The following is an 11,099-nucleotide window of genomic DNA, read 5'->3' as shown; positions in this document are numbered from 1 at the left end:
TTGATACCATGCTTGCGCATTATCTCATCGACCCCGACCAGCGCCACAACATGGACCATATGGCCGAGGCGCTGCTTGATTATTCTCCCGTGCCGATCACCGCGCTCATCGGCGAAAAGAAGAGCGCGCAAAAAACGTTGCGCGAGGTCGATGTCGATGTGCTCTGCGAGTATGGCGCGGAGGACGCCGACATCACGTTGCAGCTCTGGCACAAACTCAAGCCCATGCTCAAGGAGCGTGGCCAGGAACGCGTTTTCTACGAAATCGAAACCCCGCTCATGCCGGTTCTCGCGCAGATGGAATACAACGGCATCAACCTCGATGTCCCCGCCCTCGCGGCGTATTCCGAGGCGCTCGCCGCCAAGATCGAAGCGCTGGAAAAATCGATCTACACCATGGCCGGCATGGAGTTCAACCTCAACTCGCCCAAGCAGGTGGGCGAGGTCTTGTTCGACGTGCTTCAACTCGTCGACAAGCCGAAGAAGACCAAAACCGGCCAATACAAAACCGACGAAGAGGTGCTTTCCGAGCTGGCGACCGAACACGAGATTGTCCGGAAGATGCTCGACTACCGCGGGCTCACGAAACTCAAGAGCACCTATGTCGATGCCCTGCCCCGAGAGGTGTTCGAAGGAACCGGGCGCGTGCATACCACCTTCAGCCAGGCCATCACCACCACCGGGCGCCTTTCCTCCGTGAATCCCAACATCCAGAACATTCCGATCCGCACCGAGGAGGGCCGCGAGATCCGCCGCGCCTTCATTCCGGCGGAAGGCTTCACCCTGCTCGCCTGCGACTATTCCCAGATCGAGCTGCGCATCATGGCCGAGCTCTCCGGCGACGCCGGTCTGCGCGATGCCTTCATCCACGGCGAAGACATCCACACCGCCACCGCCGCCCGCGTCTTCGGCGTCGCGAAGGACGACGTCACCCGCGAAATGCGCTCCAAAGCGAAGATGGTCAACTTCGGCATCATCTACGGCATCTCCGCCTTCGGCCTCGCGCAACGCCTCGGCATTCCGCGCAAGGAGGCGCAGGAGATCATCGATCAATACCGCGCCAACTATCCGGGCGTGCAGGACTACCTCGACTCCACCATCGCGTTTGCGCAGAAAAACGAATACGTCGAAACCATCACGGGCCGTCGCCGCTACATCCGCGACATCAACGCCCGCAACCAGATGGTCCGCTCCGGCGCCGAGCGCAACGCCATCAATGCCCCCATCCAAGGCACCGCGGCCGACATGATCAAGATCGCCATGATCGCCATCCAGAAAGCACTCGACGAGCGCAACGCCAAAACCCGGCTTCTCTTGCAGGTGCACGACGAACTCGTCTTCGATTTGGCGAAGGACGAAGCCGCCGCGCTCATTCCGCTCATCGAGCAAAAGATGAAATCCGCCATCCCCATGGAAATCCCGATCCTCGTCGAGTCCGGCACCGGAGCCAACTGGCTCGAAGCGCACTAATACCACCGCGAAGGGGCGGATGCTTTTGCGTGGCGCCGGATTCCAAATCCGGTGAGTTCTCCGCATCGGAATGCGGAGCTACACCCGCACCCGACCCCATAAAAACGGCACTGAAAATGAGGGACGAAATCGGGGCGGAACCGGATCGGTTCGTTTTTTGGTGCGAGGGATGGCGCCCGCATGCGCTATAAAGCGTTTCAACTTATTAGGAGCAATGATGGCCAAACCGAATTATTCATACGAAAAACGTCAAAAAGAGATCGCGAAGAAAAAGAAGCAGGAAGCAAAACGGAAGAAAAAACAGGGCACCACGGACGATGCCCCGACCGAACAAAAATAACGAATCAGGATCAACCAGGTATTGTTGATCAGTTCCGCAAACCGACCTTCGACATGTCGAACGGGACAATGCCCATTTTCAGCGCCGGCGAGTTGGGTTTGAAGCGGAAGTCGCCGTTTTGCGGATCGACGAAGAGCGGATCGACTGCGAGGCTGTTTTGGTCCACGCCATCGGCGCGTTGCTTTTCCAGCATCGCTTTCCCCAGCGACGGGTCCGCCTTGCAAAAGTAAATGTTGTAGTCGGTGTCGGCATCCTTCGACCGGGCGACGGTCCGGCCTCTGCGGTCCTCGGAAGTGCCGCCTTTTGCCTCCAGCTCGTCAATGAAGACACATTCCTTGCCGGACGAATAAAAGATGTTTCGCTGGATGGAGCCGCCGGTGAGGGGACCTTCGCGCACGGCCAGGTAGTAGCCGCGCGGCGGGGCGATGATATCCGCCACGATGTTGTTCTCAACGCGGGTGTTCAGCTTCATCATGATCCCCTGCGAAGTGCATTGGTAGATCAGGTTCTCGGCGAAGAGCGTATCCATTTGACCGCCATCCGTGCGGATCGCGCATTGCATGATCATCGGCGCAACCAGATGGTGCACATAGTTGCGGCGGAAAACGTTTCCGGCCCCGGCGCCCCGAATGTAGAAGGCGTTGCCGTCGCCCAGCATTTCCATGGCATGGTGAATCTCGTTGTATTCGATCAGGTTGCCGCGGGAATGGAGGAAGGGGCGGACGTCTTCGATGCCGGGTTTTTTCGGCAAGTTGCCGATTTCATCGAGCCGGAGGGTTCTGCCGAGTTCCCGGCCCCGCTTAGCAAAGAAATCGGTCATGCATCCCGAGAGGATAATTCCGGTGTAGGGCGTGTTGTGAACCAGGTTGTTCGCCACGCGGTTTTCCCCGCTCTGCCAAACCAGGATGCCCGCCGCGTGCGAATAGATCCGCCCGGTATGGTGCACGTGGTTGTTGTAGACGAGGTTGTTTTTGCTGACATCCTTTGTGCCCGGTCCATAGCCCGCAATCACGATACCCGCCGCTCCCATGTACTCGATGTGGTTGCCGGATACCGTGGTATGCTGCCCGTGCAGATCCACGCGGATGGCGCTGCTGCCGCTATGGGCAAAGTGGCACTGCTCAACGGTGCAGTTCTCGGTGCCGCGCAGCCGCACCAGGGCATTGGCCTTATCCATGAAATCCCAATCGTGCTGGATGCCCGCATCGTCTTCAGCCACCGTGTAGCGGTCGCCATGCATGAAGGCGAGCCCCCGGAAGCAAATATTGCGCACGGGAACATCCTTCGGCCCCATCAGGTCGATATCGCCTTCGACGCGGATATATTCGATCAACCGGGGGAACCGGACCGGCGTCTGGCCGCGCGGCCAAAGATAGACTTTGCCTTCCTTCGTGTTCAGCGCCCATTCGCCGGGCTCGTCGAGTTCTTCCAGCACGTTCTCCACCCAGCAATTTTCGGTGTCTTTCAAGAAGTGTAGTTTGTTCATGGCATAGGTTGCCGGGATCGACGTGTTGGCCATCCCTTTCTTTTCATCGACCGACGCCAGCGGAAGAATATTCACGATCCAGGCATGATGGGGGCGAACCACGATTTCAACATCCTCCACATTCGGCCACTCCTTCAATCGCCCTTCGGGAAAATGGAGCCGATCGCGCGAGCCGCCGTCCAACGAGATGAAGCCGGCCGAGCGGGCGCGCGGCAGCATGCCCTCGGCATCGTAAAGCGTTTTGAAGCGATCGGGGACCTTGGCCTCCCAGACCTTTCCGCGCGCCACCATCGGCAGTCCGGGCAGGTTCGCTTGCGCCTTTTTCCACCCGTTGATTTCCTGTCCGGAACTGAACACGGGCGTTTCGCCGGGATAGGCGGCATAGGAGATCTTCTGGTCGCCCTGCCCGCCGTCTTCCAGGCCAAACACCACGGTGTTGTCCAGCCGATAGCTGCCGCCGCGAATCAGCACGTCGATATCCGCCGACTTCGTTTTCTTCAAAACACGAACGGCGTCGCGGGCCCGTTCCAGCGTGGCAAACGGTCCGTCGCTTCCCTGCGCATTGGGTTCCGCCAACGTGCCGGACCAGCGGTCCGACCCCTCCGGCGACATATAGAAATCGGCATTAGGTGCTTCGGCGAAACACTCGCTCCCGGCCAGCAACAGCATTCCGGGCAGTATCAAATTAAAAATCTTCATCATCTTCATCCTTGCAGTAAAAAAGGCATTCTATCCAATCCCCGGAACCTGCCTTTCCCTATTATTTACGATCGGCTTCATCCAAACGACCAAACAGATTGTTTCCAATCATTGGGAAAATATTGAGTGAATTTATCACTACGCTTTAGTGCAACAGCCGGACTGCCGTGGCACCCTCGCGACTTTCGCGTCCATCCGCCCGCACCGTGGTAACCTTCAGGGTCATCTGGTCGATCTGTTTCAGGTCCGCGGCTTTGTAGACGAAACCGGTACCTTTGATGTTGGAGGCGATCCGTTCATAGTCCGGTGCGTTACCCACCGCGCGGTACAGGTTGTAGGTTGCGGCATCCTTACTGCCGGTCCAGGCGAGCTCGAACTGACTCTTCACATCCTTGACGACCTTCAGGTTCGAGGGCGCGACAACAGGCGTGCAGGCCGGGATATCGGTAACCACAACGATCTGGCCCTTGGTGGTCTCGATGCTGACCTGATCGGTGCCTTTGGCAACGAAGTCTACCGTCTGACCTTCGGAGGTCTTGATGACCGCCTTGGCGACGTTGGGATATCTTAACGCCAGCGTTCCACCTGCGTTGGATACGACCTCCACCCGACTGGCCTGACCGTTGGACCACTGCGCGGAGACCTCGAAGTTGCCTCGCGCCAGCAGGCCGCGGTAACTGCCGTCCGACCAAGCGCAAGGCAGTGCAGGGAGCGGGCTCACAACATGATCCTGGCTCTGCATGAGCAACTCAGCGACCCCGGCCGTGGCGCCGTAGTTTGCGTCGGCCTGGAACAGCGGGCCGCCGCGGTGATCGTTAAACAGGTTGTGCAGAAAATTTCCACCCAGCAAATCCTGAAAGAAGAGATACGCCTCATCGCCGTCATGCACGCGGGCCCAAAAAGCGACCCGCTCAGCGCGCGCCCAGCCGATATTGGATTTGCGGGTGCGCAAGGTCAGCGTCTTCTTAACGGCATCGAGCCAGGCCGGCGTCGTATCGTTGATCAATTGGCCCGGGTACTCTCCGAGCAACATGGAGGTGTGCCGATGGTGGGGATCAAGGACTTTGTCGGCGTCGCAGTAGTATTCCTCCTGGCGAAATTCCTTAATTTGTCCCGATTTGCCGATCTGGATCGGGTCGAGAAGCGGGAGTTGCTTCTCGTAGATATCCAATCGCTTATCGGAACGGCCCAGAATCTTTGCCGCCGTCAGGGTGTTGTGATGGTTTTCGTAGAACATCTGCTGGTCGAAGGTGGTGCCCACCGTATTGCGGAGCTTTTGCTCCGGGGACGAGGAAGGATCGGCCAACAGGACGCCGTCGACCTCTTTTACAAACCGGGATACAAAGTTGGCCTGTTCGTACATCACGGGATACACGGTCTCCGCAAGCAGGGATTCATCCCGCGTGTAGTCGTAGTAATCCCAGAACATCTGGGCGATCCAGGAACCCGTACCGAAACCGGCAACGGGCGATTTTCCGGTCACATTGTACGGGTTGGTCCAAAACGGTCCGGACCAGCCGTTGTCGCCGTTCGGGTCGAGCTGCGACGGGTTGTATTGCTCGATGTATTGGGTGGCGTACTGCCGTTGCTGATGCACGAAGATGTTGAAGAAGTCGGCATAGGACTCGAACAGCTCCGGCAGGTTGGCGCAGAAAGCCGGAGCGTAGGCCATCTGCACGTTCGTGTCGTGCAGGTACTGAGACGACCACGGCGGCCTTGCATAGACGTTCCAGATTCCCTGGAGGTGCGGCGGGAGCGTCCCCTTCCTTGAAGAGCAGATCAGCATATAGCGCCCGTACTGGAATGCGAGTTCTTCGAGGTATCGGCTCGAAGCACCGTCCGGGTAGGCATCGACCAGCTTATCGGTAGTCATCGCCGGTTCTTTGGCGCCGAGATCGAGGCTGACCCGGTCGTACAGTTCCGTGTAGTCGGCCTGGTGGTTTGCTTTCAACTGCTCATAGGATTTCGCCGAAGCATCGGCGATGGTGCCGGAAACCTTGGCGTGGGGATGGGGAAAACCCTTGAGCTTTTCGGTGGGCTTGGGGGTCAGGAACACCTGGGGATCGAACTGGTAGTTGGTTCCGACCGCGATCAGAACGACGGCACTGTCGGCATCCGAAACCGTGATGGTATCGTTGCCCGCTTTCATTTTGCCACCCTTGGGGATGACCTTGAACTGGCCTTCGAACTGGATATTGAAGTACGTCATGACACCGGAGAGCGTGACGGTGTCGCCCTTCGCCGAGACGGTTCCGGACTTGCCATCGCCCAGAAAGGGAATGGTCGGGCGCAAGGTGAACGACAATGCTCCCTTCTTCGATGCGCTCAGGCGGATCACCATCACCTTATCAGGATAGCTGGTAAAATATTCCCGCGAGTAGGTTACACCGCCCAGTTCATAGCGCACACGCGAAACGCCCTCGTTCAGGTTCAGCTCCCGCGCGTAGTTGCCGGGTTTGGTGTGGCCGAAATCCATGTAGACCTCGGCAAAGTTATTCACGCCGCGACGTTTGAATCCACTGTTTTTATCCGCCCAGTCGTACAGACTATTTTCCGTGATTTGAATGCGCTCGCTCTCCGTGCCGCCGAACACATTGATCCCCATGTAACCGTTGCCCATTGGGATGGAAGCGTTGGCCCAGCCCAGATCGCTATCGGGCGCCGGTGCGTCATACCAAAGCCGCATCGCCTTGCCCGGCCGGTCTGCGATCAATCCAGCGCCCTGCTCCACCGCGCAGGCCTCCGGAGCGAGAATCACACCCGTCAGTACAGATGTGGCTATAGCAATTGTCATATAATTTCGTACCAACATAACTTCCTCCGTAAAATTCATTCAGATCCGATACCGATGCATTATCCCTATTGATCCCCACCGAGCGTCTGCTCAACCCGATTGATCGTGCCGTCGTCATTAAACGTAACCTTGTCGAAGCAGATCGAGCGGTTTGTGTTTTTGCCACCGGAGAGCGCGCCGTTGTGATAAAACAGATACCACTGCCCTTTGTATTCAACCACCGAACCATGCGTGGTCAGCACATCGGTGCTGCCAAGGAAAACACCATTGCTCTCCCAGGGTCCCAAAGGGCTTTTGGCCATCGAATAGCACATTTCATTTCCGGGCTTCGTGCCATTGGGATAGATAATATAATAGATGCCGTTGCGCTTGAAGACGAAAGGCCCTTCGCGGTGGCCTTCGAGAACGGACTGCAAAACCATTTCCCCCTCGATTTCCATCATGTTGTCCTTGAGCTTGGCCGCATAGGTTTTTGCGTTCACCACGGCATAGAGATATGCCTGCCCGTCATCGTCAATAAACACACACGGATCGCAGAAGGTGCGCCCGCCCTTCACAAAGCCCTGAACCTTGAAATCCGACGCCGGGCTCTTGCTGGTGGCCACACCGATCTCCCAGACCTTTTCCGCATTCTTATGCGGAAAATAGAAATAGTAGGTTCCATCTTTATAGACGCAGTCCGGCGCCCACATATAGCCCCCCTTTTTCCATCCCCATTCCACGTCCCGCGAATGCAGGATCTCTCCGTGGTCCGTCCAGGTGGCCATGTCATCGGTCGAAAAGACGTGATACCCGTCCATGGCCCCGTAGCCTTTCCCTTCGATGTCGGTTGACGGGTAGACATACAGGCGGCCGTCCGCCCAGACATGGGCCGAAGGATCCGCGGTAAACATGTGCTTGATGAACGGATTGGAAGCCCGCTCCGCCGCTTGCAGCGATGCGACGGACGAAATGAGCAATGCAATCAATAGATGTAGCGTGTATTTCATCGGTGTCCTCGTGTTTCAAAAATAATCTCTTGAGCAAAAACCACGGACGGCAGAGCCAACGCCGCCGACAGGCACGCCCTCCAACGGATCGCTCGACTCCAATTATGCATACTGCCCACTCCGGTAAATTGATACCCTGTTGAATCGTTAGCGCCAGATGATTTTGGCTTCCCGGGTTTCCGTATTCACCCAAACACTCGCGTGCTCGAATTCGCGGGTGAACTCCCAGCCATCGGGAGTCGTTCGCTTGTATCCCCCCTTCGGCGGGCCCAGAGGCCTCTTGAACTCGGGATAGTCGACCAGCGCGCCGGATGAAACCTTCCACCCCCAGCTGTACAGAAAATACGAATACGGCTGCGCGCCGATCAGATAGCACGCCAGCGCAAACTCCACCTTCTCCTTTTGCTTGGAGAGTTCCGGCATATTGGGCTGGAGGTTACGGCGGCCGGTGCCCTCGACGCCGAGGCGGAAGACGGAAATCTTCCCGGCCTTGGCATTGCGCAGCATTTCATCCCATTCGAACAGCAAACTTTCCTTGCTGGATTTCACGTTCGCATAGTTCTCGAACATGATTGCGTCGCTCACGGGATACACATATCGGGCACTCTCGCCATACGCATTGTTCGCCAGCAGGATTTTGTCGGGCCCCAGCTTTTTCTTGAGGGCCGTCATCATCTCCCCCATGGCCTTTTCGATCGCGGCCGTCTTGTCTTTGCGCAGATCGCTATTGCCATGCATCTGATCGATGAAGGCGCCGTCGCAGCCGGATTCGCGGACGCCCTTCGCCACCGTATCGACCCACCACTTGCGGAAATCGGGATTCAGCACATCGAAGCAAAAGGCGCCGAATTGATCGGCCAGCTGCCCCGTTTTGGGGTGCGGGACCAGGAACTTCTTGAACGTTGGATTCGCATCGATCCGCTCCTTGGTGAACGCCTTGTTGTAGGAGGTGTAGGGCCAGGCATAGGCGGCGTTGAAATAAAACAGCACCTTCATCTCGGGCTTGATCTTCTTGAAGGCCGCCGCCTCGTGCTTCGCGCCCAGCTCGGCGGCCCCGAGCTCCTTCAATCCATGCTTCTTTTCAATGCAGAGGAAATCCGTCCGTTCGGCGATGAAGCGGACTTGTTCCGGCGTGAGCAAGCGATGCTCGTTGCCGAACATGTAATAGCGCGGCGTGGCATCCCAGCTGAATTCCGGGTAAAAGTCCTGGGGCACGAAAAGACTCCCGTCGCTGATTCGCAACGAACGATCGTCCAACCGGCTGCTACGGACCTTGCCCTCCGAAACCAATGGACCGGCAAACAGGCCGGCCAACGCCACGGCCAAAATGGAATTCCGGGTCACGGTCATTTGCCTTTGGCTCCGAGTTGCCGCACCGCGTATTCCGCCGTCATGCGCTGGATCTCCTCCACGCCGGGCGTCGGGTTGCCCCCGGCCTTGCGCCAGTTGTGCCCGGCGTTTTTAACGACCACCACGTCGACGTCGGCCCCGATCCGATCGGCCTTTTCCTTCAGGTGCGGGGCATGGGCATAGGGAATCGTCGCATCCGTATCGCCCTGCATCAGCAGCAACGGCGGGCTGTTTTTCTCGATCCAGAAATACGGGCTCATCTCCTTGTAGGCCTCGGGGAATTTCGCGAACCCGCCCTCCTGCCCGGTGATCCGGAAACCGAAGCGGTCCGGATCCTTGTCGTCGAGATCGGTCGTGAAGAGTTTCACGTCGGTGAAGTCGGTGGGGCCATACCAGGAAATGCCCGCGATCGGCCGCACATCGAATGCCGCCAGCACCGGGTCGCCAACGAAGACTTTCGGATCGGCCAAAGCCAGCATCTGCGCAAGCTGCCCCCCGGCGGAGTCGCCCCACACGACGATCCGATCCGGATCGATGCCATACTGCGCCGCATTCTTCTTGAGGAAGCGCAGGCCGTCCATGGCATCCGTCACGCAATCGCGCATCCGCACGCCATTGTTTTTGTTGAAGAGACGGTAGTTGATGGATACGCAGACCACCCCCTTTTCGGCGACCTGCAGGAACACGGGACGCATCAGCGGAAGGCCGCCCTTGTCCTTGCTTCCGGCCGCCCAGCCCCCGCCGTGCACATAATAGAGCACGGGCGCCGCTTCCGACTTGCCGGACGGCGGCATGTAGATATCCATCGCGAGCCGCTGCTTCCCGACCTGCTTATAGGCGACATCCGCAACCGTTTCCCCGGCCCACTCGATTTCGCCTCGGCAAGCAACACCGGCCAGCAGGCCCAGCAGCAATACGATCTTCTGTTTCATGACGTTTCCCTTCGGAGGTTTTGCGTTCGCCGGCGGACTACTCGATGACCTTGGCCTTCTTCTTGTTGATCTGCGGCGGAACGCGGCCGTAGTCCGGATCATAGACGGGAATGCCCATGCCCTGCGGGGTCTGCCAACCGGGCGTGGCCCGATGCGTCACATAGGCGTAGTACGGCGTGGCGGTAAGCTCGGGGCCGATGAAAACCGGCGCAAGCTTGGTGATTCCCTTTTTCAACGTAACCTTGAACGTGACCTCCTTGGCGCCTGCCGGAATATCCTTGGTCTCGTCGATGTCGCCGATGCGCATGCGCGCCTGCCGGTAGTTGAAGGCCTTGCCGTAGGTGCCGTCGTTGATGCCCTTGTCGGCTTCGACCGGCCAGCGGCGCAGCGAGATTTCGTATTCGCCGTCGTGGTCCACCTCAATGGCCCAATGCGAGACTTCGGCCACATCGCCGTTTTTGATGTGGTCCTGGTTCCACGGCGGCAGCTTATCGATCAGCCAGTCGTGGGAGGAGAGTTTTACGATCGGCGATTTATCGGATCCAATGACCATGTAGCTGGTCAGGTCGTGCTCCTGCGATACATCGTTCCAGAACGTGTCGTAATGCCCGCGCAAGCGTTCAACCACCTCGGGATGGAGGGCCGAGACGTCCGTGGTTTGCTTCGGATCGGCCTTGATGTCGAACAGGCCCTGGCCGTCATCGTCGTTGACCAGGCGCCACTTGTCGGTCATCACCGAGCACCGGCGCCATTTGATGGGATCGACCACCCGCTGCGTTTCAACGACCAGCGCGCGGTCCGGCCAGTTCTTGCCGTCGGCATAGAGCAACTCGCGCAGGCTGGTGCCGTCGAATTCGATTTCCGGCGCCTGGAGTCCGCAGAGATCGATGAAGGTGGGAAGGATATCGAAGTGCGCGGTGAGGCGTTCGATGGATTTGCCGGCGACGATGTTTCCGTTGGGCCAGCGGATCATGAAGGGGACGCGGTGGCCGTCTTCGTATTCCGAGTTTTTCATGCCGCGCATGCCGCCGTCGTAGCCG

8 protein-coding genes are annotated in these 11,099 nt (G+C 58.3%); 2 read left to right on the top strand and 6 right to left on the bottom strand.

Translation table 11 applies throughout. The annotated features are described in order from the left end of the window. Together polA and ABYO54_RS07670 are read left to right on the top strand one after the other, a co-directional pair. Positions 1-1,469, top strand: a 1,469-nt coding sequence (polA, locus tag ABYO54_RS07675; RefSeq protein WP_372807664.1) for a DNA polymerase I, incomplete at its 5' end; no start/stop codon positions are given. A gap of 70 nt (positions 1,470-1,539) precedes the next feature. Beyond that, positions 1,540-1,809 (top strand): hypothetical protein, encoded by a 270-nt coding sequence (locus ABYO54_RS07670; RefSeq protein WP_372807663.1) that lies wholly within the window; start codon positions 1,540-1,542, stop codon positions 1,807-1,809. A 28-nt stretch (positions 1,810-1,837) separates the two neighbouring features. Here ABYO54_RS07670 and ABYO54_RS07665 read toward each other — a convergent pair whose 3' ends face one another. From ABYO54_RS07665 to ABYO54_RS07640, 6 genes are all read right to left on the bottom strand, one after another. After that, entirely contained in the window at positions 1,838-3,994 is a 2,157-nt protein-coding gene (locus ABYO54_RS07665; RefSeq protein WP_372807665.1) for a right-handed parallel beta-helix repeat-containing protein, read from the bottom strand. A gap of 145 nt (positions 3,995-4,139) precedes the next feature. Continuing rightward, complete coding sequence (locus tag ABYO54_RS07660) at positions 4,140-6,788, bottom strand: glycosyl hydrolase family 95 catalytic domain-containing protein (protein ID WP_372807662.1); 2,649 nt, start codon at positions 6,786-6,788, stop codon at positions 4,140-4,142. Positions 6,789-6,853: 65 nt separating this feature from the next. After that, the gene (locus ABYO54_RS07655; protein ID WP_372807661.1) at positions 6,854-7,777 is read right to left on the bottom strand and encodes a family 43 glycosylhydrolase; all 924 of its coding nucleotides are present in this window, start codon (positions 7,775-7,777) and stop codon (positions 6,854-6,856) included. 147 nt (positions 7,778-7,924) lie between these two features. Next, the gene (locus ABYO54_RS07650; protein ID WP_372807660.1) at positions 7,925-9,127 is read right to left on the bottom strand and encodes a putative glycoside hydrolase; all 1,203 of its coding nucleotides are present in this window, start codon (positions 9,125-9,127) and stop codon (positions 7,925-7,927) included. After that, positions 9,124-10,059, bottom strand: a complete 936-nt coding sequence (locus tag ABYO54_RS07645) for a prolyl oligopeptidase family serine peptidase (protein ID WP_372807659.1) — start codon at positions 10,057-10,059, stop codon at positions 9,124-9,126. The genes ABYO54_RS07650 and ABYO54_RS07645 overlap by 4 nt, the downstream gene beginning before the upstream one ends. Before the next feature lie 37 nt (positions 10,060-10,096). After that, positions 10,097-11,099 (bottom strand): sulfatase/phosphatase domain-containing protein (locus ABYO54_RS07640; RefSeq protein ID WP_372807658.1); only part of this gene is annotated, 1,003 nt, incomplete at its 5' end.

The organism is Pontiella sp. (assembly GCF_041622395.1).
Classification (GTDB): Bacteria; Verrucomicrobiota; Kiritimatiellia; order Kiritimatiellales; family Pontiellaceae; genus Pontiella.
This window is presented reverse-complemented; position numbering and strand designations above follow the sequence as displayed.